We start from the raw sequence: 24,312 nt of genomic DNA on the forward strand, positions 1-24,312 counted from the left end.
TGCCACTTGCCGTCCATCATGAACGGCCCGTTGCCGACCGGCGCCTCGACGAACGCCTTGTTCTTGTTCGGGTCACCGGCCGTCGACGGCACCGGGCTGAACACGGTGTGGAACGTGCGCATGTAGAATTCGCAGTTCGGCTCCGACAGGGTGACCTTCAGGGTCGCCGGGTCGGAGGCGTCCACACCGGACAGCGCCTTGGCGGTGCCGGCCTGCATCTCGTCGAAGCCCTTGATGCCGGCAAGGTGGTAGGAAACCTCGGACGCGGACGACTTGGCCGCCACGCGCTCCCAACCCCGCTTGAACGACTCCGAGGTGACTTCCTCACCGTTGTGGAACTTCGTGCCCGTCTTCAGGTTGAAGGTCCACTCGGTGCAGTCGTCGTTGCTCTCCCACTTGTCCGCCACGCCCGGCTCGATCTTGCCGTCGGGGTCGGACACGGTCAGGCCGGTGAACAGGTACTTCGTGACCAGGATGCCCTCGGACTCCTGGGCGTTGTAGGGGTCGATCGCGGTCGGCTCGGTGATCGCCAGGCGGAAGGTTCCGCCCTGCTTGCCTTCCTTGATCTCCGGCACCTGGGTCTCTTCCCAGCCGGATGATGGCTTGGCGTTGTCGCCGCCCTCGTTCGCGCTGCTACCCGTGTTCTCCTTCTGGGAGCAGGCGGTGAGCACGAGCGTCGCGGCCGCGAGGCCGGCAGCGGCCCGTAGCCACGCTGCTTTGTTCCTCATCAAGTTAGTTCCTCCATGAGCGAGCACGCACTTGACGGGCGTGCGCCCTGTGTTGTCGTGACACATCGTGCACGGAGCGGGGGTAGGCCACGAAGCGGGGGCGGGTCGGGGAAAGCTCCGTCCGTTTCGCGGCTTCACTACTAGTGCACGTCGTCGTGGACCTCGTGTCTGATCAGCACCCACATGGTGATCTTGTGACGCGTCGGCGGCCATCCGCCGACGCACCGTTGCAGGACGGTAGGAACTCCGACATCCCCCGTCACGCACTAAGACCCGATCGTGACCAAAGGGTGACACGGTGGTGGCGGCACGCGACCCAATGGTTACCGCACGGTACTAAATGGCAGGTGGGAACATACTTTTGGCGGTGGCGCCAATAGCACACAGATGTCCACCAAGTGTATTTCCGTCGACTGTCCATTCCGCACCGCGGTACTCATGACCATGATCGTTCGCGGGTCCGGTATGCGTCCGATTTGTCGGTCACGGAGCCGAACGCTGCCACCTGGCAGCGTCGGCGAACGGACCAGCGAGCGGTGGTCCGACAGACACACCGGACACCTCCGGCCGGACGGCGAGGGTGTCCGCCTCCTGGAACAAGGGCATCGAAACGGCCGACTTCCAGACCGCCGGCTCGACCGTGGCGAGGGCATCGGTCACCGAGAGTGCCCCGGACAGGGCGGCGTCCACGGTGGCCTGCAGGCCGGCGTCGCAGAAGCCGAGCGGGTTCGCCGCCACCGGCGGCTCGCCCGCCTGGGCGGGGGCGCAGCCGAGGTTCGTCGCGAGCGTGGTCGCGGCGTCCCCGCCGGCCGGCTGGCCGATCACGGCGAGGTCGAACGGATCGCCGTTGTCCTGCCCGTCGGAGCCCTGCTCGGTCTCGCCCGCGTACAGCTGGGCGTAGAGCTGGTTCGCCGGCGGGGTGATCACCTCGGCCGTGATGCCGGCCGCGTCGAGCTGACGCGCCGCCTCGTTCGCGATCCGCTGGGGGGCCTCCCGCTCCTCGGGCGCGGCGACGACGAGCCGCAGCGGCTTGCCGGCCCGGGTCCAGCCGGCGGCCGTCTTCGTGTAGCCGGCGTCGCCGAGCAGCCGGGCGGCGACCTTCGGATCGGGCCTTGCGGCGGTCGACACGCCGCCCGCGGCCGGGATCGTCGGCTTGTAGCCGGGCACGCTGGGCGCGAGCGCCTGGGCGTCGGCCGGAAGCGCGGCGGCCGGACCGTTGCCGGTGCCGACGGTGATGAGCTGCTTGCGGTCCAGCAGCGCCACGATCGCCTGCCGCACATCGAGGTCGGCCAGCTGCGGGCGGTCCGGGCGCAGCGCGAGCGTGGTCACGGTCGGTCGCGGCACGGTCTTGGTCGTCACGACCGGGCCGAGGTCGGAGAGCAGGTTCGCGCCGACGGAGTCGGTCCGGGCCAGGGCCAGCTGGTCATGACCGGCCTCCAGCGCCTCGAAGATGCCGGTCTGGTCGGCGCGGCGCATGACGATCCGGTCCAGTGTGGCCGGCCGGTCCCAGTAGCGGTCGTTGCGCTCGAGCACGACCTCGCCGCGGTCGGTGTCGAGCGTCTTGAGCGCGTACGGGCCCGCGGTCGCCGGGTAGTTGCCCTGCAGCGCGCCGTTCCAGCCGCCGGGTGCGTCCTTGAGCAGGTGCGCGGGCAGCAGGCCGGAGAACAGCGTGCGCCAGCCGGGGTAGGGCTTGTCGAACACGACCTCGACGACCTTGCCGGCGTCGCGGGCGTTGATGTCGGTGATGAGCCGGTAGCCGGCGGCGTCGATCGTGCCCGGGTTGCCGGTGATCTGCTGCCAGAGGTACACGAAGTCCTCGGCGGCGACCGGGGCGGCGTCCGACCACGAGGCGTCGGACCGGATCTTGTAGGTGACCGTGTACGGATCGGCCTTCGTGACGCTCGCGGACGTCATGAAGGTGCGGTCGAGCTGCGGGACGCCGTCCGGTCCGGGCCGGAACACCGACGGCAGCAAGACATTGGCGAGCGCGGTCGTGATCGCGGACTGGTCGGCGATGTCGTGCGGGTTGTAGCCGCCCGCGATGTTGCTCACGCCGACGACGACCTCGCCGGTGTCGACCTTGTCGGGGACCGGGCTCGTGACCGGGGTGTCGACGTAGCGCGGCGCCGGCGTGCAGGCGGCCAGCGCGAGGGTCGCCACCGCCGCGGTCAGGGTGATGCGCAACGAGTCCCGCCGTGCCACGCCGGTTCACCTCCCCTCGAGCCAACCGGTGCCTGGTGACCCTGCCAGACGGGTCGGACACTACGTCCGGCGGCCGGGTTTCCCCCGACCTCGTGACGTATCGGTACGGTCCGTGGTTCCGTCAGGCATCCCGCGACTTCGCCCGGGCGCGCTCGCGTGCCCGCTGCACACTGTCCAGGATCACCTTGCGGATGCGCACCACGTTCGGCGCCACCTCGACGCACTCGTCGACCGCGCAGAACTCGAGTGCCTCCTCGAGCACCAGCTTGCGCGGCCGGGCGAGCCGCTCGAGCTCGTCGCCGGTCGACGAGCGCATGTTGGTCAGCTTCTTCTCCCGCGTGACGTTGACGTCGAGGTCCTCGGCACGGGGGTTCTCCCCGACGACCATCCCCTGGTAGACGTCCGCGCCCGGCTCGACGAAGAACGTGCCGCGATCGGCGAGCTGCAGCATCGCGTAGCTCGTGACCGAACCGGACCGGTCGGCGACCAGCGAGCCGGAATGCCGGCCGCGGATCTGGCCCGCCCAGGGGAAATAACCCTCGAAGATCGTGTTCGCGATCCCGGTGCCGCGGGTCTCGGTGAGGAAGTCGGTCCGGAAACCGATGAGCCCGCGCGACGGCACGACGTACTCGACCTTGACCCGGCCGGTGCCGTGGCCGCCCATGTGCTCGAGGCGGCCCTTGCGCGCGGCGAGGAGCTGGGTGACCGCGCCGAGGTACTCCTCCGGGGCGTCGACCGTCAGCCGCTCGAACGGCTCGCAGAGGGTGCCGTCGACGGTGCGGGTGACGACCTCGGGCCGGCCGACGGTCAGCTCGAAGCCCTCGCGGCGCATGGTCTCCACGAGCACGGCCAGCGCCAGCTCGCCGCGGCCCTGGACCTCCCACGTGTCGGGCCGCTCCGTGGGCAGGATGCGGATCGACACGTTGCCGACGAGCTCGGCGTCGAGCCGGTTCTTCAGCAGCCGGGCGGTGAGCTTGCCGCCACCGCCCCGGCCGGCCAGCGGCGACGTGTTGACCCCGATCGTCACGGAGATCGCGGGCTCGTCGACGCTGATGCGCGGCAGCGGACGCGGGTCGTCGGGGTCGGCGAGCGTGTCGCCGATCGTGATCTCCGGGATGCCGGCGATGGCCACGATGTCGCCCGCCTCGGCGTGCGTGGCGGACTTGCGCTCCAGGGCTTCGGTGAGCAGCAGCTCGGTGATGCGGACGTTCGTGACGCTGCCGTCCGCGCGGCACCAGCCGACGGTCTGGCCCTTGCGCATGGTGCCGGCATGGATGCGGCACAGAGCGATGCGGCCGAGGAAGCTGGACGCGTCGAGGTTCGTGACCAGGGCGCGCAGCGGGGCCTCCGGGTCGCCGGCGGGCGGTGGGACGTGCTCGAGGAGCGTGTCGAAGAGCGGGTCGAGGTTGTCGCTGTCCGGCAGCTCGCCGTCGGCGGGCGCCTTGAGGCCGGCGCGGCCGGCGCGGGCGGAGGCGTAGATGACCGGCAGGTCGAGGATGCTCGTGCTGTCGAACCCGTCGACCTCGTCGAGCTCCGTGGCTAGGTCGAGCAGCAGGTCGTGGGTCTCGGCGACGACCTCGTCGATGCGCGCGTCGGGCCGGTCGACCTTGTTGACGACGAGGACCACCGGCAGCCCGGCGGCGAGCGTCTTGCGCAGCACGAAGCGGGTCTGGGGCAGCGGGCCCTCGCTGGCGTCCACGAGCAGCAGCACGCCGTCGACCATCGACAGGCCGCGCTCCACCTCGCCGCCGAAGTCCGCGTGGCCCGGGGTGTCGATCACGTTGATCGTGACCGTGCCGTCCGGCGTCTCGCGGCGCACGGCGGTGTTCTTCGCGAGGATCGTGATGCCCTTCTCGCGCTCGAGCTCGCCGGAGTCCATCACGCGGTCGACCGGTTCGGTGCGTGCGGAGAAGGCCCCGGACTGGCGCAGCATCGCGTCGACCAGCGTGGTCTTGCCGTGGTCGACGTGCGCGACGATCGCGACGTTGCGGAGGTCGGTCCTGGCGACCGCGGGCGCTTCGGTTGCAGGCACGCGCGTGTGCTCCTGGTTCATGGTGTGGCTTCGCTTGCTGCTCGCGCGGACGTGCGGCGCGGCACCGTCCAGGATAGCCGCCGGCTCTGGCGCGCCGGTCGAAGATTAGCCTAACCTAAGCTGTCCTCGAGCTTGCTGGAGTGGATGTGGGCAAGAAGCACGGCGCGAAGTCCCCGGCGGACACCGTGCGCAAGCTGATGAAGAAGGGCAAGGTCAAGAAGAAGTGCTGCCGTTCCTCGTCGCGGTGCAAGCGTTGCCCGGTGCTCGCCCTCAAGCGCGCGAAGGCGGACCTCGAGAAGGCCGCGTGACCGGTATGATGTCCGGCATGCGCAACGTCAACACCATGTGGTGGGCCGCCGACCGGCGGCTGTGACGCATGCGTTGACCAACAGGCCGCCCGGTTCGGGCGGCCTTCGGTGTTTCTGGGGCTCTCCGGGTGGGCGGCGGCGACCACGAAGGAGTTCCCACGATGACCCGCTTCTCCGGTGTCACCCCGTCCGGCAACGCCACCCTGGGCAACTACCTCGGTGCCATCCGCCGCTGGGCATCCGAAGGCAGACCTGGCGACCTGTACTTCGTGAGCGACCTGCACGGCATGACCAGCGCGTACAACCCGCAGCGCCTGCGGGTGCTGGCGCGTGAGCTGCTGGCGAACCTCGTCGCCTCGGGCATCGAGCCGGACCAGGTGTTCGTGCAGTCGGACCTGCTGCCGCAGCTGGGGGCGCTGACCTGGATCCTCGAGTGCACGTGTTCGTTCGGCGAGGCCGCGCGGATGACGCAGTTCAAGGAGAAGAGCAACCGGCGCGAGCTCGAGGCCACTCCGGTGCGGGTCAGCCTGTTCACGTATCCCGTGCTCATGGCGGCCGACATCCTGTTGCAGGGTGCGGACGAGGTGCCCGTCGGTGAGGACCAGGCCCAGCACGTCGAGCTGGCGAGGACCCTGGCCAGGCGGTTCAACGGCGCGTACGGCGACGCGTTCGTCGTGCCACGGGCGGTCACGCCACCGGCAGGCGCGCGAATCATGGATCTCGCGGACCCGTCCCGGAAGATGGACAAGTCGGCCCGCGACGCGGCAGGCGTCCTGTTCGTCATGGACGAGCCGGACCTGTTGCGCCGCAAGATAAGACGCGCCGTGACCGACGGCCTCGGCCGGCTGGAGTACCGGCCCGCCGAGCAGCCCGGGCTCGCGAACCTGCTGGAGATCCTGGCCGCGTGCACGGGCAAGCCGGTACGCGAGACAGCCGGCGGGTTCGGGTCGTACGGAGAGCTGAAGGAGGCGGTGACGGAGGCGGTGATCGAGGAGTTGCGTCCGGTTCGGGAACGGACCCAGGAACTCCTGGCCGACACGGCCGAGCTGGACCGGATTCGTGCGCGGGGCGCGGCCCTGGCCTCCGAACGAGGCGCGCACCGGCTGGCCGCCGCGCGCCGCCTAGCCGGCGTCGGTTAGCAACCGGCGCAGCGCGGGCAGCAGCACCCGGTCGGCCGGCAGCCATTCCACGCTGCCGAGCCGGCCGGGGCTCAGCCAGCGCACGGCCTGGTGATCGTGCGGCTGCGGCACGGCCTCGCCGTCCACCAGTTCGGCAACATGAATGCGCAACAACGCCCCGTTTTCAAGAACGACATCGGGCCCGACGGCTGTGCCGACACGCACGTCGACCCCGAGCTCCTCGGCACACTCCCGGCGCACGGCATCCACATCGGACTCGCCGGCCTCGACCCGCCCACCGGGCAACTCCCACTTCCCGGCCGCGGCGGGCGGGTAGGCGCGCTGCTGCGCCAACACGGTGTTGCCACGCACGATCGCCGCCCCGACAACCACCGAGGCGCCTCGGAGGGCGGCCGCCCGCTCGCGGATCCGGTCCACAGTAGACCCGAGCAGGCCGAGCAACCGCCGCCGAAAGACCATCCCGACCCAAGGACCGGGCGACTGGGCGGTGACGGTCACGAGCACCCCGGCCCCGGTCGCCACAAGCCGAACCCCGAACTCGATGGCCCCCATCCCGCCGACGGGCACCAACCGCAACCCCGCCAGGCCGACCTCGGCGACCCGAACCCGCCCGGCGGAGAGCCGAAGCTCATCTCCGGGCGCCAACGGCCCGTCGCCTGAGAACAAGGCCCGCTCCGTGAGCGTTGCGGACACGATGCGCAGGGGCGCGTCAACGAGAGCGGTCGTACGCAAGAACTTCAAGTCAACGACTCCCACACCGCAGCGACGTCAAAGCACACCCGTCTCCCGACCATGGTCGGCCAAGGTCGCCTTGGCCGACCCACTCTGTCCCCGCCGAGGACAGGCGCCGCCGGCGTCCCACCCAACACGCCCCGCACCCCAACTCCGACGACACAGCCCAGCCAGGACCAGCCGGCGAGGTCAAGTCTGAAGCTCCCGCCACCGCACCTGAAACCTCGCCCCGCCCTCCGGGGAGTCCCCAACTGCCACCGTCCCACCACGCCGCCGCACTACCTCGGCCACCAGCGCCAACCCCAAACCGGCCCCACCCGAAGTCCGGGCGCGGTCGTCCTGCACGCGGTAGAACCGGTCGAACACCCGCTCCCGGTGCTCCTCCGCGACCCCCTCGCCGTCGTCGTCCACGACCAGCCAGATCCACGTCATCCGGGCGAGCACCGTGACCGTGATCTTCGCGCGTGCGTGGCGGGCCGCGTTGCGGAGCAGGTTGTCCAGCACCAGGTCCACCTCCGCCGGCGCCGCCGACACCCAGCACGGGCCGCTCGGTGCGCTCACCGACACCACCGGGCCCGCGTCGCCCAGGCGGTCCACCGCCTCGCGGGCCGCGGTGACCACGTCGACCGGCTCGGCCGCGGGGAGCTCGCCGGCGTCCGAGCGGGCCAGCGTCAGCAAGCCCTCGACCAAAGTGGACAGCCGTTCGGACTCGTGCACGACCTCCTCGAGCACCTCGTGTGCCAGCTCCGGGTCCGGGTTCGCGACCGCCACCTCCGCCTGGATCCGGATCGACGCCACCGGCGAGCGCAGCTCGTGCGCCGCATCCCCGGTGAACCTTCGCAGCCGGTCGCTCGCCTCGTCCCGCCGTGCCAGCAGGCCGTTCAGCGCCGCCGCAAGCGAGCGCAGCTCGTCATGCGCGGTCGGCAGCGGCAGCCGCCGGCCGGCCGGCAGCCGGGTGGCCGCGCTGCGCAGCCGCTCCACCGGGCGCAGCGACGAGCGCACCGCGAACCACGTCGCGAGGCCCACCGCCGCCGAGCCGAGGAACGCGGCACCGACGAGCCAGTCCAGCGCCCGCTGCTGTGCGGCGAAATACCCGGTCAGCGTCGTGCCGACGACCACGAGCCGCTGCGACCCGTCCGGCGCCGTCGCCACCGTGCCGAGCCAGCGCAGTGGCGGGTCGTCCTGCAGCCGCAGCACCGGCGTGCCCGCCTTCAGCGTGTCGACCTCGGCCGCGGTCAGCGGCGCCGGGCCGACGCCATCCTTCGGCGCGCCCGCCGTGTCCAGCACCCGGGCGCGCACGCCGGTGGGCGTGTCCGTGGGCTGCCTGCCCGCGCGCACATCGGCCGCCGCCGTGTCCAGGATGGACTGCAGCTGCGCGTCCGCCGAGGTGACCAGCAGCGGCCCGATCAACCGGCTCGTCTGCACGGCGAGCAGGAGCAGCACCGCCAACGTCACCACGGTCACGACGCTGGTGATGCGGAACCGCAGCGTCCGCCCGAGCCACAGGCGCCCGACGATCCGCCCGAGGGCTCCGCTCAACGGCCGCGCCCGGGTTCCAGCACCGCGTCCAGCTCGCTGCTCGACGCCATGTATCCGTGTCCTCGCACGGTACGCACGATCCCACCCGCGCCCGCCGCGTCCAACTTGCGGCGCAGGTAGCCCACGTAGACCTCGACGGCGTTTCGCGTGGCGGCCAGCTCGTCGCCCCAGACGGTGCGTAAGAGCTCGTCCTTCGTGACGACCGTGCCCGCGCGCCCGACCAGCACCTCGAGGACGGCGAACTCACGCGGCGAGAGCGGCACCGGCTCGCCCCCGAACCGCACCTCGCGCATCGCCCGGTCGACCACCAGCTCGCCGACCCGCAGCCGCCGGTCGGCACCCTCGCCGAGGCCACGGCGCAGCACCGCCCGCACCTGCGCGACCAGCACGACGAACGAGAACGGCTTCACCAGGTACCCGTCGGCGCCCAGGTCCAGGCCGTCGGCCTGGTCGATCTCGCCGTCCTTCGCCGACACGAGCAGCACCGGGGTGCTGATGCCCTCCGCGCGTAACTGCTGCAGCACCCGGTAGCCGGACAGCCCCGGCAACATGATGTCGAGCAGGATCACGTCGAACGCACCGGTGCGCGCGATGTCCAGCGCCCCCGGCCCGTCCGCGGCGGCGACGACCTCCATGCCCTCCGCGGACAGGCCGCGCTGCAGCGCCCTGCGCACCCCGAGTTCGTCGTCCACCACCAGCACGCGCGGTTTCATGGTGCCCAGCATGCCGCGAGGCACCGACAATCCGCGGATGCTCTCAGGCAACTCTCAGCTCGGCGGTCACTCTCAGCGTCATCTCAGTCGCCGTGTAGCAACCTCGATGCCACGGGAGAAATCCGTGGAGCCGATTTGAGGGGTGTGCGATGAATTCCAAGAGGACGGCACTCACGTTCGCGGCGGCGGGCACCGTCGCGGGCGTCGCCGGCCTGGTGTTCCTGGCATCGCCGGCCGGGGCGGGGGAGGCCCCGCCGGCGCTGCCGCCGATCAGCGCCGACCAGCTGGTCGAGTCGGTGCTGACCAAGAACGACGTGCCTGCGCTGGGTGGCTCGGTCGAGATGCAGAACAACCTCGGCCTGCCGATCCCCGGGCTGCCGGGCTCGATGGGCGGCGACGGTGACCAGGTCCGCGTCTACACCGACGGGCACGGCCGGGGCCGGATCTCGGTGCCGAACCGCGGCGGCGAGACGACCGTGGTCGACGACGGCAAGACCGTGTGGGTGTGGGACTCCGCGGACAAGACGGTCGTCAAGACGCCGCACGGTGCGGGCCAGAAGCACACCCCGCTCGAGGGCAAGTTCGCCGACCCGGCGACGGCCGCCCGCGAGCTCGTGAACGCCATGCAGGAGGACAGCACGGTCGAGGTCGACGGCACCGCCCGGGTCGCCGATCGGCCGGTGTACCAGCTGGTGCTGGCGCCCAAGCCGACCGAGCGCACGCTGCTGCGCGAGATCCGCGTGTCGATCGACTCCGAGACGCGCGTGCCGCTGCAGTTCGAGGTGCTAGCGAACGGCCAGGCCGACCCGGCGCTGAAGGTCGGCTTCACCGAGTTCGACAACGGCCCGCAGGACGCGAGCCTGTTCCGGTTCACCCCACCCGAGGGTGCGAAGGTGACCGTGCACGAGCCGGACGAGAAGATCCACGGCAAGTCGCCGGACGAGCTGTTCTCGCAGCTCGACCTGGACACCGTCGGCAACGGCTGGGACACCGTGCTGACCGGCAAGCTGCCGAAGGACGCGTTGACCATGCCCGGTGGCAGCGGCGAGGAAACCGCGGTCACGTTCCTCAGCCGCATCGGCAAGGAGGTGCACGGTGACTTCGGTACCGGCTGGGCCATCTCGTCGAAGGTCGGCACCGCGCTGATCACCGAGGACGGCCGCGTGGCGATCGGCGCCGTGCCGGAGCAGGTTCTCACCGAGGCGCTCGGCAAGTGACTAGCGTGACCGGCATGGTTATCGGGGAGGGTGAGGCTCCCGCGGCAGTGACCGCGGGAGCTCCCGTCCGCTTGGCCGCCCGCACCCGGAACCTGCGCAAGGTCTACGGCCGGACGGTCGCGGTCGACCACGTCGACCTGGATGTGCCGGTCGGCTCGGTCCTGGGCATGCTGGGGCCCAACGGATCCGGCAAGACGACGACGATCCGCATGCTGCTCGGCCTGGTCACACCGACAGCCGGGGCGGTGGAGTTGCTGGGGCACCAGTTACCCACCGAGCTCGGCTACGCGCTGCCGCAGGTCGGCGCGCTGGTCGAGGGGCCGGGCTTCCACCCGTTCCTGTCCGGCCGGGAGAACCTCGTGCGCTGTGCGGCCGCGGAGCCGCATCTGGCCACCGCGGGCATCCCGCGTGCGGTCGACGAGGCACTGGAACGGGTCGGCCTGGGCGCGGCGGCCGGCCGGCGTTACCGCGGCTACTCGCTCGGCATGAAGCAGCGCCTCGGCCTCGCGGCCGCGCTGCTGCTGCCGCGCAAGCTGGTCGTCCTGGACGAGCCGACGAACGGTCTCGACCCGGCCGGCACCCGCGAGGTCCGCGCGGTGATCGCCGACCTGCACGCGGCGGGCACGACGGTGCTGGTGTCGTCGCACCTGCTGGCCGAGGTGGAGGCGACGTGCACGCACGTTGCCGTCCTGCACCAGGGCTCGGTGGTGGCGCAGGGAGAGCTCGCGGAGCTGCTCGAAGCCGGCAACTCCGGGCTGCTGGTGTCCACGCCGGACTCCGCGGCCGCGGTCGACGCACTGCGGGACAACCGGGTGCCGGCTCGTGCCACGCCTGACGGCGTCAAGGTGGATCTGACGGCCACGACGGCTCCCGAGGTCGTGGCCACGCTCGTTCGGGCCGGGGTGGCGGTGCACGAGGTTCGGCGGCAGCGGACCGGGCTGGAGGACTTGTTCGCACGGTTGACGGACGCGGAGCCACCGGAGGCCGGGTTGTCGACCGTGGTCACTCGGGAGCTGACTTCGGATCGGGCCGGGTGACGGTCGCCGATGTGTGCTTGTGAGGGGCGGTCGGGGTCGGACGAGTCCGGCATCGGGTCGGGGTCGTTGTGGACTGGCGGACTTGGGGCGGTCGACGTGGATGGTTCGGGGAAGAACGTTGTCGTGCCGGGCTTGATTGGGCGGCGGGAGATCGCATGACTGCTGATGTGGCGATTCCGCTGCGCGTGACGCGGACCAGGGCGCCCATTCTCCGGCTGTTGCGGGCCGAGCTTCGCTTCATGATCCGGCGGCCTCGGACCATGGCTGCCCTCGGGCTCGCCGCCGCGGTGCCGATCATTGCGGCCATCGGGATTTCCGTGGCCTCCGCCGCGCCGCAAGGGCCGCCCGGGCAGCAGGCCATCGCGGGCCTTTCGGCGATCGTGGCCGACAACGGGTTACTCCTGCCCGTCTTCGTGTTGTTGCTCTGCATGACCATGTTGCTGCCGCTGATGGGCACGATGTGGTCGGCCGACGCGATCTCCGGCGAGGCCGCCGCCGGTGGGTTGCGCAACCTGTTGCTCGCGCCGGTCGGGCGGGTTCGACTGCTCGCCGTGAAGGCGTTCGGGATCGCGGTACTGACGTTCATCGCGGTCACGATCATGGCCGTCGTCGCGGTGATCGCCGGTATGGCGATTCTCGGCGGCGATCACATGCTGACCGTGTCCGGGTCGACATTGCCGTTCGGCCAGTCGATCGGGCGGATCGCGCTGCTGACCGTCCTCGTGGTCATCCAGGTGTGGGGAGTGGCGGCCGTCGCGCTCGCCGTCTCGACGTTCACCGATCACCCCTTGGTCGTGATCTCGGTGACGCTCGGCGGCGTGATCATCTTCAGCGTGCTCACGGCGATCTCGACGCTGGCCTGGCTGCACCCCGTGCTGATCACCACCGGCTGGCCCGCGCTCGCCGACGTGGCCCGCGATCCGATGCCCACCGACGCCATCACCGACGGGATCCTTCGCACCGGGTGCTACATCCTCATCGGCTACTCGGTCGCCCTCGGCCGGATGGTCGTTCGCGACGGCTGATCAGCGCGACCCCGTCCGGGTCCAGGGCCAGGGTGACCGTGTCGGCGACATCCAGCACACCGGCCACCGCGTCGACCTCGTGGCCGTCCTCCAACCGCACCCGCAACCGGACGTGGTCGCGGCGGTGGACGCGCTGCACGACGTCGCCCTTCACGCCGGTCACGGCCGGGCGGAGGGCGGTCGGGCGCAGACCGAGGACGGCTTCGCCCGGCGGGGCCCACGGGAGCTCGACCGCGCCCAGCTCACACGTCGCTACGCCATTGTGGACGGTCGCCGGCACGAATGCGCCGCAGCCGAGGAAGCGCGCCGTCTCCTCGTCCGCCGGCTCGCGCCAGACCTTTGTCGGCGGGCCGGTCTGGACGATCCGGCCGGCGCGCATCACGGCCACATGGTCGGCCAGGGTGAACGCCTCGTCGTGGTCGTGGGTGACCACCAGCGCCGTCGTGCCGGTCAGCACCCGTGCGAGGTCGAGTGCCAGCTGCTCGCGGAGTGCGCGGTCGAGGGCCGACAGCGGCTCGTCGAGCAGCAGCAGCCGGGGCCGGGGAGCGAGCGCCCGCGCCAGCGCGACCCGCTGCTGCTCGCCGCCCGACAGCTCGGTCGACCTCCGCGCCTCGTAACCGGCGAGGCCCACCAGGTCGAGCAGCTCCGCGACCCGCTCGCGTGCGGACGCCCGTGGGACGCCGCGCATCCCCAGGCCGAACGCCACGTTGCCGGCCACGTCCCGGTGCGGGAACAGCTGCCCGTCCTGGAAGACCAGGCCGAACTCGCGCCGGTGGACCGGCACGCCGGCCAGGTCGGCGCCGTCCCAGCACACCCGACCGGCGGCGGGCGGCTCGAGGCCCGCGACCGCGCGCAGCAACGTCGACTTGCCGCACCCGGACGGGCCCAGCAACGCCACAACGGAACCGTCCGCCACCGCCAGGTCCACATCGGACACCGCGGCCAGCGAGCCGTAGCGGACCGTCAGCCCCTCCACCGTGAGGCCCATCAGAACTCCCCGACCGCTGCGCGGCCCGGCACCCGCACCGACTCCACGATCGCCACCGCGGCGATCGTCACCAGGATCAACAGCGTGCACGCGGCGTACGCCATCTGGTTGTTCAGCTCACCCGGCCGCGACAGCAGCCGCGCGATCGCGACCGGCAGGGTCGCCGTGTCCGGTCGCGCCAGGAAGCTCGTCGCGCCGAACTCGCCCAGCGCCACCACGTACCCGAACGCGATCGCCGTCAGCAGCGACCGGCCGGCCAGCGGGACGTCGACCTCGCGCCACACCCGCAGCGGCGACGCGCCGAGCGAGGCCGCCGCCTGGCGCAGCCGCGAGTCGATCGAGCGCAGCACCGGCAGCAGCAGCCGGATCACCAGCGGCGTCACCACCAGCGCCTGCGCCAGCGGCACCAGCACCGGCGAGGTCCGCAGGTCACCCGGCAGCAGGTTGAGCGTGATCAGGTACCCGAAGCCCACGGTCACCGCCGACACGCCGAGCGGCAGCATCAGCGCGGTGTCCATCGTCTCGACGAAACCTCGCCGCACCCGGCTCCGCGACAGGGACACCAGCACCACCGAAGCCAGCGCGCCCAGCGTGACGGCCAGGAACGTCGCGTCCGTGGCCGCGCGCACGGAGTTCAGCGCGGCGTCCACTCCGGACACCTGCAGCGAGCCCGCATACCCGGTCGAGCCGAGCGCCCGGTACCCGGCTAGCCCGCCCGCGAGCGAACGCGACACCAGCACCACGATCGGCAGCATCAGCGACCCGACCACCGCGAGCGCGACACCGACGACGACCCACTCGCCACCGCTGGGCCGCCGCGCCACCGACGCGGGCGCCCGCAGGCGCAAGGCGCTCTCCCGCCGCCGCCGCGCGACCGCCCCGACCGACAGCGCCGCGACCACGGCCGCGAGCTGCAGCAACGACAGCGCGGCCGCGCCGGACAGATCCAGCAGCTCGACCGTCCGCAGGTAGATCTCCGTCTCCAGCGTCCGCAGCCGCGAACCGCCGAGGATCAGCACCACGCCGAAGCTCGTTGCGCAGAACAGGAACACGACCGCCGCGGCCGACCCGATCGCCGGCGCCAGCGCGGGCAGCGTCACCGACGTGAACGCCCGCAGCGGCGACGCGCCCAGCGACCGGGCCGCGTCCGGCGCCCGCCGGTCCAGGTGTGACCACAGCCCGGCGACCGTGCGCGCCACCACCGCCACGTTGAAGAAGCTGTTCGCCAGCACGATCGCGAAGGCCCCGCCGTCGGGCAGCAGCGTGCGGAACGCGAGCCCCACCACGACGGTCGGCAACACGAACGGCACCAGGATCACGACGCGCACAAAACCCAGGCCCGGCAACGACGTCCGGGCCAGCAGGAACGCCACGGGCAGCCCGGCGACGAGCGCCACCGCGGTCGACGCCGCCGCCTGCCCGACCGTGAACGCGACCAGCCGCCACGTCTCCGGGCTCGCCAGCACCGTGAGCACGCCGCCCTCGCCGAGGCCCAGTCGCAGGATCGCGACCACCGGCCAGACGAAGAAGACCGCGAGGAAACCCAGCGGCAACAGCGAAACCAGCGCAGGCGCTAGCCCTGGACGAGACCGCGCCACTCGTCGATCCACCGCTCCCGGTTCTGCTGGATGTCAGCCGGCGGCAGGGTCGCGGACGACTTCGGTTGCGGGGCGGCCTGCTGCCACGCCTTCGGCAGCTCGACGCCCGAACGCGCCGGATAGACGTACATCGACTCCGGAACCGCCGCCTGGAACTTCTCCGACAGCAGGAAGTCCAGGACCTTCCTCGCCGAGTCCGGGTCCTTCGCGCCGTTCAGCACGCCCGCGTACTCGACCTGGCGGAAGCACGTGTCCAGCAGCGCCTTCGTCGCCGGCTTGCCGTCCTTGCCGACCTCGGCGGCCGGCGAGGACGCGTAGGACACCACGATCGGGCGGTCGCCCTGGCCCGACGAGCCGGAGAAGTCCTGCGTGTAGGCCTCCTCCCAGCCGCTGACCACCTTCATGCCGACACCCTTCAGCGCGACCCAGTACTCCCGCCAGCCGTCCTCGCCGAGCGACGCGATCGTGCCGAGCAGGAACGCCAGCCCCGGCGAGGACGTCGCCGGGTCCTCGACCACGAGCATGTCGCGGTACTCGGTCTTGGTCAGGTCCGCGTAGGTCTTCGGCTCCGGCACCCGCTTCGCGGCGAAGGCGGCCGGGTCGATGTTGAGGCAGACGTCGCCGGTGTCGATCGCGGTCAGCCGGCCCGAGTCGTCGACCTGGTAGCGCTGCGCGCCCTTGTCCGCGTCCGGGCTGCGGTACGCGGCGAACACGTTCTCCTCGAGCGCACGCGAGGCGAACGTGTTGTCGACGCCGAACGCGATGTCGCCGATCGGGTCGTCCTTGGTGAGCACCAGCTGGTTGGTCAGCGCGCCCGCGTCGCCGACCTTCCGCACGTCGATCGTGATGCCGGTGTCGTTCTTGAACTCGTCCAGCAGGTCCTTCGGCGCGGCCCACGAGTCGTGCGTGACGAGCACGACCTTCTTGCCGCCCGAGCCGGTGTCGGAGTCGCCCTCGGTCAGCGTGCAGCCGGCCAGCGACACCGCCAGCGCCGCGGCGAGAACGACGGGAACCTTTCGCATGCGAAGCCTCCTCCCTGCGCCGGCATGACCCGGATCAGGTTCGACGGTCGAGGGCTACGGCCCTCCTCTCAGCCCGGCGGCACCGGACTCCCGTGAGATCGCCAAGCCTACCGGTGCGCCCGGGGCCGGGAGGCGGCACCATGGAGATATGCCCGAGTTGCTCAGTGACGAAGACAAGGGAAAGGCCCTCGGCCGCCTCACCGACTGGCGAAACGACGAGGGTGCCTTCGCGCGCACCGTCGAGCTGGCGAGCTTCCCGCAGGCCATCCAGGTGGTGAACCGGGTGGCCGAGATCGCCGAGAACAACAACCACCACCCGGACATCGACATCCGCTGGCGGACGCTCACCTTCCGCGTGACGACACACTCGGCGGGCGGGGTCACCGAATCCGATGTCAGCCTCGCCGAGGAGATCGACGGGGTCATCGACGCGATCGGCACGCCGCCGGAGTGATCAACCCCGGAACGGGCCGGTCACCTCGAACGTCATGCCGGGGTCGGTCGTGCCGCCGCCGGTGCCCCGCTGGGAGGAGAAGTACAGCCGGGTGCCGTCGGGGCTGAACGCCGGGCCGGTGATCTCCGAGCCGTCGTGCCCGTCGACCCGCAGGAACGGCGCCACCACGCCGTCGGGCGTGATGATGCAGATCTCCATGTTGCCGCCGTCCTCGGCGACGAACAGGTCGCCGTTCGACCTGCCGGTCACGGCGTCCACACCGGACAGCGGGCCGTCCGCGTCGTAGGTGAGGCTGATCGCGCTGTTCGCGGCGTCGTAGGCCCACACCCGGTTGTCGCCCTTGGTGGTGAACCAGCAGGTCCCGGCCGCGTAGTAGCAGCCCTCGCCGCCGTCGAACGGCTTCGAGCCCTCGACCTGGTCGCGGGTGTCGTCGTCCTCGGCGGACGGGTCGGGCACGGTCGCCCAGGTGACCGCGCCGCTCGTCTGGTCCTCGGGGCCGACCAGGATCTCGAGCGTGCCCGCGGACAGGTCCGGCCAGGTAGTCGGCGTGAAGCGGTAGAAGCCACCGTCGGGCACGTCCTCGGTGAGATAGATCACCTGGCGGTCGGGGTCGACGGCGCAGGCCTCGTGCTTGAACCGGCCCATCGCCGGGCGCACCACCGCCGGGTTGGCGCCGAACGGGTCGGTCTCGTACACCTCGCCCTTGTCGACCTCTTCGCAGGACAGCCAGGTGTTCCACGGCGTCCTGCCGCCGGAGCAGTTGACGTCGGTCTTGTCGAGCGTGCGGTAGGCGTCCACTATGGACCCATCAGCGGCGAACTTGATCGCGCCGACGCCGCCGAGCAGCGGCACCTCGCTGTTGCAGGTGTAGATCCAGCCGTCCCCGTCGGCGAAGCACGCGCCGCCGTCCGGCGCCATGTGCCACAGGTAGTCCGTGCCGGCGACCTTCTCGAGGCTGCGCCCGACGATCCGGCTGGTGAACCCCTCGGGGAGCGCGACGCCGTTCGCGTCGGCGGGCAGCAGCGGACCGTAGGGCCCGTCCCCGTCCGCGGCCGAGGCGGAGAACGCGCTCAGCCAGGAGGCCCCGCCGAACGCCGCCGCCGTCGCGCCCACCACCGACACCTTGAGGAAGTTGCGTCGCTCCATGCGCCAGCAACGTAGTGTGATCAACTGTGTCCGTACAGCCACGGGCGACGTAGGCCGAACGGCGTATCGGTATGCGCCTCAGCCTTCGGTCAGGGTCAGCGTCGGCAGGGGGACGAGGTGCGGATCGTCGGCCCCGCCGTCCGCGCGTTCCACCACCATCTCCGCGCGGCGGCCGGACGTGCGCAGCGTCGCGATCGCGTTGCCGAAGTACGGGCCGGACAGCTTGTCCCACTCCACCGGCAGCGGGTTGATCTGCGGCGATCGGTACATCCACCTGCGCAGCACCGCGGCGAGCGGGCGCCACCACGCCGCCACGAACACCGGGCGCATGAGCAGCTCGATCCGGTTGTGCACCGGCGAGCAGGTCAGCTGGTACACCGCCGCGTTGACCGGCTCCGGAAAGCGCGCCCGCGCGGCGTAGACGTGGTGCACGTCCCCGGACAGCACGCACACCGTGGCCGCGTTTCCCTTGGCGATGCGCAGGATCAGCCGCGTCAGCCGGTCGTACGACGCGCGGAACGACGGCCAGTGCTCGAGGTCCGCGGTCTGCCGCAGCCACTCCGCGAGCCGGCCCCGCCGGCCGGGCCGCCGGCACGCGACCTCGTTCATCGACTGCAGGTGGTTGATCGCGTGCGGCATCAGCCACGGCAGCGACGAGCCGATCAGCAGGTGGTCGTAGTTCCCGTCGGCGTGCTCCTCGATCCACTCGAACTCACCGTCGCCGACCATCGAGCGCGCGCCGCCCGACAGGATGCGGCCCGACCGCGTGTCGATGACGAGCAGGCGCACGTTGCCGAAGTCCCGGCGGTAGCTCCACCGGGTGCCCTTGCGGCCGTTGACCTCGTTCCGCGCGCGGTCGGCGAAGTCGCGCAGCACGTCCGCGGCGTCGCCTTCGCGGCCGGTGACGAGGACCTTGTCGTAGATCTCCTCCTCGGCCAGGTCCTCCGGCGAGAGGTTGCCGATGTGCTGGTAGATCCAGTACGTCGCGAGCGCGCCACGTTCGCGGTCGGCCCACCACGACGTCTGCTCCATCTCGTCGCGCCACGTCTGGGAGGTGTTCCAGTCGTCGCGCACGTCGTGGTCGTCGAAGATCATCGACGTGGGCACGGTCGACATCAGCCAGCGGGGCAGCGGTGTCGACCACGACTCGTGATAGAGCCGGGTGTACTCCTCGAAGTCCGCGACCTCCGCGGCCGGCGGCGTCTCCAACCCGCGCCGCTTCGCGATCCACTCCCGGGTCGCCTTGGTGGTCTCGTCCGCGTAGACCTGGTCGCCCAGCAGCATCAGCGAGTCCGGCCAGTCGCGCTCGTCCTGGTCGAGCATCCGCCTGGCGTACGCGGCGAGGGCGTCGGTGCCCATCGACCGCCGCTCCGCGGGGTCGTGGCTCTCCGGCATCCGGCACGAGCCGAACACCATGAGGAACTCCGGGTCGCCGCTGTCCGGGAACGTGCGGATCCGGCTCGGCGGGAAGTCGGGCAGCGGCCAGACCCGCTCGCCGTCCAGCAAGACCTCGTAGGGCGTGCTGGTGCCGGGTTCGAGTCCGGTGATGACGACGAGCGCGTAGTGGTGGCCGGCCACGGTGAAGGTGTGCGCGGAGGCGCCCGCGACCTCGACGGTGCAGGGCGCGTCCGTCTCGACCCAGACCGTCGCCGATCTGGTGTCCACGTGCCGCAGGAGCGGGCCGAGCAGGAGCTGGGGCATCGGGATCTCCTTCGGGGTCCGCGAAAGATGAAAACATCCGACGGGCGAGGCCACATAACGACGAAATCGGGCGGACCAACGCGTTGCTCCGTTCGGCCGCAGCCGCCGATTGGACTGAACCGTTCGGCGCTAGCGATCCGCGGTGGCTCGTGCCAGGTTCGGCGGTGATCCGGTTTCGCCGAATCTGGGGAGAGGCCGAACATGAAGCGGTCGCTGGTGCCCGCGCTGGTTTTCGCGTTCCTCGCCGCGCTCGTCGCGCTGCCCGCCACGGCCGCGCCACCCGCGGCCCGCGCCCCGGCTCCGCCGTGCGATCCGATCGTCGCGGCCGATTGCCTGCTGCCGTTCCCGAACGACTACTTCACCGTGCCGGACCGGTCCACGCCGACCGGGCGGCGGGTCAACCTGACGCCGGAGATGATGCCGCGCAACACCTCCGGCGTGCCGATCGACCCGGCCGAGTGGAACCGCAACGACGGCTTCTCGCCCGGTTCGATGATCGTCACCGCGGTGCCCGGCATCGACCTCACGAAGACCGGCGCCGCCCAGCTCACCGACATCGGCAGGTCGCTGCGTCCCGACGCGCCGATCGTGCTGCTCGACGCCACGACGGGCAAGCGCCACCCGTACTGGGTCGAGCAGGACCAGCGGGCCACCGACTGGCAGCGCCAGGCGCTGATCATCCGCCCCGCGCGCAACCTGATCGAGGGCCACCACTACGTCGTCGGCCTGCGCAACCTGGTCGACGTCTTCGGCAAGCCGATCCCGGCCGGCCCGGTGTTCAAGCAGATGCTGAGCTGGCGGCCGCCCGACGATCCGGGCCTGTTCAAGCGCTGGCTGACGCTGCGCCCGGCCCTGGTCCGGCTCTGGCGGGCCGGCGTGCGGCTGTCCGACCTGCACCTCGCGTGGGACTTCACGGTCGCCAGCACGAAGAACCTGACCGGCCGCGCGCTGTCGATGCGCGACCAGGCCTTCGCCGCGCTCGGCGACGCGCCGCCGAAGGTCACGATCACGAAGGTCGAGAACCCGGCGCCCGAGGCGGACCCCGCGTTCGTTCGCAAGGTCACCGGCACGATCGAGGTGCCCAAGTACCTCGACCGCCCGGATGGCGGTCCCGGTTCCCGGATGACGTACGGGCCGGACGGCCGGCCCGCGGCGAACGGCATCTACCAGGCGACGTTCCAGTGCAACATCCCGCGCAGCACGGCGACCGGCGGCCCGGCGCGGCCGCTGCTGTTCGGCCACGGGCTGTTCGGCGACCACACCGTGGTGGACGCCCTCGGCGCGGTCGCGAACGAGGCCAACACGATGCCCTGCGCGGCGAGCTGGCTCGGCATGTCCAGCGAGGACGTCGGGTTCGTGGCGAACATGCTCGGCGACCTGTCCGGGTTCCCCTCGATCCCGGACCGGATGCAGCAGGCTTACCTGAACATGATGTTCCTCGGGCGCGCCATGATCCACGCGCACGGCTTCGCCGCCATGCCGGAGTTCGCCGGCCTGCTCGACCGTGGCGCCGGGCTGACCTACGCGGGCATCAGCCTCGGCGGCATCCAGGGCGGCGCGCTCGCGGCGCTGGCGCAGGACTACACCCGCGCGGTGCTGCTCGTGCCGGCGATCAACTTCTCGACGCTGCTCAACCGGGCCGCGCCGTTCCAGGCGCTCCAGCCGGTGCTGGACCAGCACTACCCGGACCGGCTCGAGCAGCAGATCGGCTTCGCGCTCCTGCAGATGCTGTGGGACCGCGGCGAGAGCGACGGCTACGCCAACCACGTCACCCGCGACCCGCTGCCCGGCACGCCGGTCAAGCAGGTCCTGCTGCACCAGGCGTTCGGCGACCACCAGGTGTCCAACTTCGCGACCGAGGTCGAGGCGCGCACGCTCGGGCTGCACGTGGTGCGCCCGGCGCTGAAGCCCGGCCGCGACCCGGCCGCCGAGCCGCAGTGGCACATCCCGTCGGTGCCGGGCTTCCCGTTCCGCGGCTCGGCGCTGGTGCTGTGGGACAGCGGCTCGCCCCCGCCGCCACTGGGCAACCTGCCGCCGGTGGCGGGCCACGACCCGCACAACGACACGGCGAACACCCCGGCCGCGCGAGCGCAGGCGGCACACTTCCTGGCGACGGGCGAGCTGATCGACGTCTGCGGAGGCGCTCCCTGCGTAGCGATCCCGACGGGCTGACCGTCGGTCTACCCCAATAGGGTGTCGCCCACCGGAGTCTCCACCGCGGAAGGAGCGGCCCCCGCGATGACCGAGGTTCTCGAGCTCAGGCAGTACACCCTGCGCCCGGGCAAGCGAGACGTGTTGATCGAGCTGTTTGAGCGCGAGCTGGTCGAGTCGCAGGAGGCGACCGGCATGCGGTTGTACGGCCAGTTCCGGGACCTGGACGACGACGACCGGTTCGTGTGGTTGCGCGGGTTCCCGGACATGGACACCCGCGGCGAGGCGCTGCGGGCGTTCTACGGCGGGCCGGTCTGGCGGGCGCACCGCGAGGCGGCCAACGCCACGATGATCGACTCCGACGACGTCCTGCTGCTGCGCCCGGCCGCCGGGGACACCGGCTTCGACCTGGCCGGCCCGCGGCCGGACGCCGGCTCGGCCGCCGGCGCGTCCTCGCTCGTGACGATCACGCTGTACCACCTGCCCCCGGGCGCCGGTGACGAGTTCGCGGACCTGTTCGTCCGCGACGTGCGCCCGCTGCTCGCCGACCTCGGTGCCCCGCCGCTCGCCTGCCTGCGCACAGACCCGCGCGAGAACAACTTCCCCGCGCTGCCCGTGCGGACCGGGGAGAACGTGTTCGCGTGGGTGGCCGCCTTCGGCGACCAGGACGCCCACCTCGAGCACATCCGGCTGCTCGGCAGGTCCACGCGATGGACGCACGACCTGCTGCCGCTGCTCACCAAGCACCTCGCGCGGGGCCCCGAGCAGCTGCATCTTGCGCCCACGGCGCGGTCCCTGCTGCGCTGACCAGTAGTGACGCCGTTCGGCCACCCGTAACATCGGGCCAGCTCCGCGCGACCCTCTGAGCGGTTAGAGCGCAACGGAGGTGGCCCTATGGAGCCGCAAATGATCTGGGACGTTCCCGTCGTCGACGGACTGGACCGTCAGCGCAGCCTGGTGGTCACCGTCTCGGACGGGCGCGTCGCCGTGCTGCCGCCGCCCGGCGAGGGCTTCTACCTGCCCCCGCAGTCGATCTGGCAGCTGCACGAGGCGATCCGCTCCGCCGCACTGGTCGCCGCGGGCATGACGCCGACCGAACCGGTCCGCGCCGCACACTGAGTACGTTCATTTCCACCCGCCGTCCACACTGGAGGGGCGCGGTGGGTGATTCCCTGTCGGTCAATGCTTCTCGGCAAGGGCGGCCGCGACGCCTACCGCGGCCGCGACCTCGTCGTCGGGGGCACTGAACTCCGGCCACCGCGGCCGCACCAGGTACAGCACCCCGCCCACGACGTCCAGCGACTCCGTGTCCGCGGGTACCCCGGCGACCCGCTCCCGCACGGGCTCGGGCAGCCCGTCGTGCTGTCCGCCGCGGCGGATCTTGCGCAGCTGCGCGCGGTTCAGGTTCACCTGCGGCGACGCCTCCGGTACGCGGACGAGGTAGCCGGTGTGCGGGCTGGTCGCGCCCTCGGTGTCGGCTTCGAGGAAGCACGTCACGCCTACCTCGAACCCGTCACGCCGGCCGAGCGCGAGCACCGCGCCGTGGAACCAGGGGGTCGCGGGCAGCTCCCAGCCGTCCGCGGGGAGCTCGGCGAGGTCGGTCTCGCAGTGGCCGTCGTTGCGGTGCGCCCAGTCGGCCAGGGTCACGGCCGCCATCTGGATCCGGTCGGTCTCCCGCCGCTCGTCCGCGCGGCTCCGGTTGGCGAGGAAGAGCCCGGCCAGCCCGCAGCCGACCATCACCAGGACGACGATCGGCAGCGGCACGCCGAGCAGCGACAACACCACCGCGGGCACCACCGCGCACACGAACGAGACAAGGTTCGCCATAGGACGTCTCCCACCGACACGACGCCAACTCGCCGCCCGTTGATACCAGATCCCGCCGCGCTCGTGGCCGTCTCGGGCATTCTCGCCGCGCGAGAGCGCGCGATGTCGTGATCGGCTGGTCCGGTTCTGGAAAGATCGGCGCATGGACAGCGCGAGGCACGTGGTGATAGATCCTCTCGTCACGCTGGCGAGCAGCCTCGACTACCGGGATCGCGCCGATGCGGGCCGCTGTCTGGCCGTGTTCGCCGACATCGCGCAGGTTCGTGAGTCGCTTGTGGCGCTGGTGCTCGACACCCGCGACACCTACGTGACCCGGGCGACGGCCGAGGCGGTGCTTCGCCGCCGGGACAAGGCCGGCTACGTCGTGGTCGCCCGCGCCCTCGCCGCGTCCAACGACGACCAGCTGGCCTGGATCCGGACCGCGGCGACCGACGTGTTCGGCATCTACGCCAGCGAACGGGACGCCGCTGTCCGGGAGTGCGAGACCCTGCTCGGCGACGCCGACGAACGCCTCCGGTTGGGGTTGCGTCTGTTGATCAGCGAGCTGAACGCCCTCGTACCCATCCTGGTCCCCGGTTGATGCCCGGAGAAACCCGTGCCGGGGAACCGGCTCAGGTCAGACGTTGAAGCGGAACTCCACCACGTCGCCGTCCGCCATCACGTAGTCCTTGCCCTCCATGCGGACCTTGCCCGCCGCCTTGGCGGCCGCCATCGAGCCCGCCGCCACCAGGTCGTCGTACGAGACGACCTCGG

At 71.5% G+C, this 24,312-nt stretch carries 23 protein-coding genes and 1 riboswitch; of the genes, 10 read left to right on the forward strand and 13 right to left on the reverse strand.

Annotated elements, in window-relative coordinates; translation table 11 throughout:
• From VH969_RS19880 to typA, 3 genes are all read right to left on the reverse strand, one after another.
• Positions 1-728 (reverse strand): peptide ABC transporter substrate-binding protein (locus VH969_RS19880; protein WP_331976350.1); only part of this gene is annotated, 728 nt, incomplete at its 3' end.
• Between the two features lie 483 nt (positions 729-1,211).
• Positions 1,212-2,930, reverse strand: coding sequence for an ABC transporter family substrate-binding protein (locus VH969_RS19885; RefSeq protein WP_331976352.1), 1,719 nt, complete (start codon positions 2,928-2,930; stop codon positions 1,212-1,214).
• 121 nt (positions 2,931-3,051) lie between these two features.
• Positions 3,052-4,962: a translational GTPase TypA gene (gene typA, locus VH969_RS19890; RefSeq protein WP_331976354.1), complete on the reverse strand. Its 1,911-nt coding sequence runs from the start codon at positions 4,960-4,962 to the stop codon at positions 3,052-3,054.
• A 146-nt stretch (positions 4,963-5,108) separates the two neighbouring features.
• Here typA and VH969_RS19895 point away from each other — a divergent pair, with 146 nt between their 5' ends.
• Both VH969_RS19895 and trpS read left to right on the forward strand, forming a co-directional pair.
• Positions 5,109-5,270, forward strand: a complete 162-nt coding sequence (locus tag VH969_RS19895; protein WP_331976356.1) for a hypothetical protein — start codon at positions 5,109-5,111, stop codon at positions 5,268-5,270.
• A gap of 161 nt (positions 5,271-5,431) precedes the next feature.
• A complete protein-coding gene (gene trpS / locus VH969_RS19900; RefSeq protein ID WP_331976358.1) occupies positions 5,432-6,409 on the forward strand; it encodes a tryptophan--tRNA ligase in 978 nt (325 codons plus the stop codon).
• On the opposite strand, the gene VH969_RS19905 is transcribed toward trpS, so the two are convergent.
• The 3 genes from VH969_RS19905 to VH969_RS19915 all read right to left on the reverse strand — a co-directional run bounded on the left by VH969_RS19905 (position 6,392) and on the right by VH969_RS19915 (position 9,393).
• Positions 6,392-7,102, reverse strand: coding sequence for a (deoxy)nucleoside triphosphate pyrophosphohydrolase (locus VH969_RS19905; RefSeq protein WP_331976360.1), 711 nt, complete (start codon positions 7,100-7,102; stop codon positions 6,392-6,394). The two genes, trpS and VH969_RS19905, sit on opposite strands and share 18 nt — an antisense overlap.
• A gap of 228 nt (positions 7,103-7,330) precedes the next feature.
• Positions 7,331-8,680, reverse strand: a complete 1,350-nt coding sequence (locus VH969_RS19910; RefSeq protein ID WP_331976362.1) for a sensor histidine kinase — start codon at positions 8,678-8,680, stop codon at positions 7,331-7,333.
• Positions 8,677-9,393, reverse strand: a complete 717-nt coding sequence (locus tag VH969_RS19915; RefSeq protein WP_331976364.1) for a response regulator transcription factor — start codon at positions 9,391-9,393, stop codon at positions 8,677-8,679. The genes VH969_RS19910 and VH969_RS19915 overlap by 4 nt, the downstream gene beginning before the upstream one ends.
• 149 nt (positions 9,394-9,542) lie before the next feature.
• Between VH969_RS19915 and VH969_RS19920 the strand changes: the two genes are divergently transcribed.
• From VH969_RS19920 to VH969_RS19930, 3 genes are all read left to right on the forward strand, one after another.
• Positions 9,543-10,610 (forward strand): LolA family protein, encoded by a 1,068-nt coding sequence (locus VH969_RS19920; protein WP_331976366.1) that lies wholly within the window; start codon positions 9,543-9,545, stop codon positions 10,608-10,610.
• A 14-nt stretch (positions 10,611-10,624) separates the two neighbouring features.
• Entirely contained in the window at positions 10,625-11,647 is a 1,023-nt protein-coding gene (locus VH969_RS19925) for an ABC transporter ATP-binding protein (protein ID WP_331976368.1), read from the forward strand.
• Positions 11,648-11,802: 155 nt separating this feature from the next.
• Positions 11,803-12,672, forward strand: coding sequence for an ABC transporter permease (locus VH969_RS19930; RefSeq protein WP_331976370.1), 870 nt, complete (start codon positions 11,803-11,805; stop codon positions 12,670-12,672).
• On the opposite strand, the gene VH969_RS19935 is transcribed toward VH969_RS19930, so the two are convergent.
• The 3 genes from VH969_RS19935 to VH969_RS19945 form a co-directional block, all read right to left on the reverse strand.
• Positions 12,623-13,660 (reverse strand): ABC transporter ATP-binding protein, encoded by a 1,038-nt coding sequence (locus VH969_RS19935; protein WP_331976372.1) that lies wholly within the window; start codon positions 13,658-13,660, stop codon positions 12,623-12,625. The two genes, VH969_RS19930 and VH969_RS19935, sit on opposite strands and share 50 nt — an antisense overlap.
• Positions 13,660-15,216 carry an ABC transporter permease gene (locus VH969_RS19940; protein ID WP_331976392.1) on the reverse strand — a complete coding sequence of 519 codons (1,557 nt, stop codon included), beginning with the start codon at positions 15,214-15,216 and terminating at the stop codon, positions 13,660-13,662. The genes VH969_RS19935 and VH969_RS19940 overlap by 1 nt, the downstream gene beginning before the upstream one ends.
• 17 nt (positions 15,217-15,233) lie before the next feature.
• Positions 15,234-16,280 (reverse strand): thiamine ABC transporter substrate-binding protein, encoded by a 1,047-nt coding sequence (locus VH969_RS19945; RefSeq protein WP_331976374.1) that lies wholly within the window; start codon positions 16,278-16,280, stop codon positions 15,234-15,236.
• A riboswitch (TPP riboswitch) is annotated at positions 16,274-16,384 on the reverse strand. Its footprint overlaps the gene before it by 7 nt.
• A gap of 44 nt (positions 16,385-16,428) precedes the next feature.
• On the opposite strand from VH969_RS19945, the gene VH969_RS19950 reads away from it, so the two are divergent.
• On the forward strand, positions 16,429-16,734 hold the full coding sequence (locus tag VH969_RS19950; protein WP_331976376.1) for a 4a-hydroxytetrahydrobiopterin dehydratase: 306 nt from the start codon (positions 16,429-16,431) through the stop codon (positions 16,732-16,734).
• On the opposite strand, the gene VH969_RS19955 is transcribed toward VH969_RS19950, so the two are convergent.
• Both VH969_RS19955 and VH969_RS19960 read right to left on the reverse strand, forming a co-directional pair.
• Complete coding sequence (locus VH969_RS19955; protein WP_331976378.1) at positions 16,735-17,880, reverse strand: alkaline phosphatase PhoX; 1,146 nt, start codon at positions 17,878-17,880, stop codon at positions 16,735-16,737.
• Positions 17,881-17,958: 78 nt separating this feature from the next.
• Positions 17,959-19,581, reverse strand: a complete 1,623-nt coding sequence (locus tag VH969_RS19960; protein ID WP_331976380.1) for an alkaline phosphatase D family protein — start codon at positions 19,579-19,581, stop codon at positions 17,959-17,961.
• A 201-nt stretch (positions 19,582-19,782) separates the two neighbouring features.
• On the opposite strand from VH969_RS19960, the gene VH969_RS19965 reads away from it, so the two are divergent.
• The 3 genes from VH969_RS19965 to VH969_RS19975 all read left to right on the forward strand — a co-directional run bounded on the left by VH969_RS19965 (position 19,783) and on the right by VH969_RS19975 (position 22,851).
• Complete coding sequence (locus tag VH969_RS19965) at positions 19,783-21,753, forward strand: hypothetical protein (RefSeq protein WP_331976382.1); 1,971 nt, start codon at positions 19,783-19,785, stop codon at positions 21,751-21,753.
• A gap of 66 nt (positions 21,754-21,819) precedes the next feature.
• Positions 21,820-22,539, forward strand: coding sequence for an NIPSNAP family protein (locus VH969_RS19970; RefSeq protein WP_331976384.1), 720 nt, complete (start codon positions 21,820-21,822; stop codon positions 22,537-22,539).
• Between the two features lie 99 nt (positions 22,540-22,638).
• On the forward strand, positions 22,639-22,851 hold the full coding sequence (locus VH969_RS19975) for a hypothetical protein (protein WP_331976386.1): 213 nt from the start codon (positions 22,639-22,641) through the stop codon (positions 22,849-22,851).
• A gap of 60 nt (positions 22,852-22,911) precedes the next feature.
• On the opposite strand, the gene VH969_RS19980 is transcribed toward VH969_RS19975, so the two are convergent.
• A complete protein-coding gene (locus VH969_RS19980) occupies positions 22,912-23,559 on the reverse strand; it encodes a hypothetical protein (RefSeq protein WP_331976388.1) in 648 nt (215 codons plus the stop codon).
• A gap of 142 nt (positions 23,560-23,701) precedes the next feature.
• On the opposite strand from VH969_RS19980, the gene VH969_RS19985 reads away from it, so the two are divergent.
• Positions 23,702-24,139: a hypothetical protein gene (locus tag VH969_RS19985; RefSeq protein WP_331976390.1), complete on the forward strand. Its 438-nt coding sequence runs from the start codon at positions 23,702-23,704 to the stop codon at positions 24,137-24,139.
• Between the two features lie 36 nt (positions 24,140-24,175).
• Here VH969_RS19985 and VH969_RS19990 read toward each other — a convergent pair.
• Positions 24,176-24,312 (reverse strand): DUF933 domain-containing protein (locus VH969_RS19990; RefSeq protein ID WP_331976394.1); only part of this gene is annotated, 137 nt, incomplete at its 5' end.

It is taken from the genome of Actinophytocola sp. (assembly GCF_036555685.1).
GTDB lineage: Bacteria > Actinomycetota > Actinomycetes > Mycobacteriales > Pseudonocardiaceae > Actinophytocola.

Excerpts from the sequence above, each read along its gene's own strand:
- trpS (WP_331976358.1), top strand. The coding sequence starts at position 5,432 with ATGACCCGCTTCTCCGGTGTCACCCCGTCCGGCAACGCCACCCTGGGC.
- VH969_RS19915 (WP_331976364.1), bottom strand. The coding sequence starts at position 9,393 with ATGAAACCGCGCGTGCTGGTGGTGGACGACGAACTCGGGGTGCGCAGG.
- VH969_RS19920 (WP_331976366.1), top strand. The coding sequence starts at position 9,543 with ATGAATTCCAAGAGGACGGCACTCACGTTCGCGGCGGCGGGCACCGTC.
- VH969_RS19925 (WP_331976368.1), top strand. The coding sequence starts at position 10,625 with ATGGTTATCGGGGAGGGTGAGGCTCCCGCGGCAGTGACCGCGGGAGCT.
- VH969_RS19930 (WP_331976370.1), top strand. The coding sequence starts at position 11,803 with ATGACTGCTGATGTGGCGATTCCGCTGCGCGTGACGCGGACCAGGGCG.
- VH969_RS19935 (WP_331976372.1), bottom strand. The coding sequence starts at position 13,660 with ATGGGCCTCACGGTGGAGGGGCTGACGGTCCGCTACGGCTCGCTGGCC.
- VH969_RS19945 (WP_331976374.1), bottom strand. The coding sequence starts at position 16,280 with ATGCGAAAGGTTCCCGTCGTTCTCGCCGCGGCGCTGGCGGTGTCGCTG.
- VH969_RS19950 (WP_331976376.1), top strand. The coding sequence starts at position 16,429 with ATGCCCGAGTTGCTCAGTGACGAAGACAAGGGAAAGGCCCTCGGCCGC.
- VH969_RS19955 (WP_331976378.1), bottom strand. The coding sequence starts at position 17,880 with ATGGAGCGACGCAACTTCCTCAAGGTGTCGGTGGTGGGCGCGACGGCG.
- VH969_RS19960 (WP_331976380.1), bottom strand. The coding sequence starts at position 19,581 with ATGCCCCAGCTCCTGCTCGGCCCGCTCCTGCGGCACGTGGACACCAGA.
- VH969_RS19965 (WP_331976382.1), top strand. The coding sequence starts at position 19,783 with ATGAAGCGGTCGCTGGTGCCCGCGCTGGTTTTCGCGTTCCTCGCCGCG.
- VH969_RS19970 (WP_331976384.1), top strand. The coding sequence starts at position 21,820 with ATGACCGAGGTTCTCGAGCTCAGGCAGTACACCCTGCGCCCGGGCAAG.
- VH969_RS19975 (WP_331976386.1), top strand. The coding sequence starts at position 22,639 with ATGATCTGGGACGTTCCCGTCGTCGACGGACTGGACCGTCAGCGCAGC.
- VH969_RS19980 (WP_331976388.1), bottom strand. The coding sequence starts at position 23,559 with ATGGCGAACCTTGTCTCGTTCGTGTGCGCGGTGGTGCCCGCGGTGGTG.
- VH969_RS19985 (WP_331976390.1), top strand. The coding sequence starts at position 23,702 with ATGGACAGCGCGAGGCACGTGGTGATAGATCCTCTCGTCACGCTGGCG.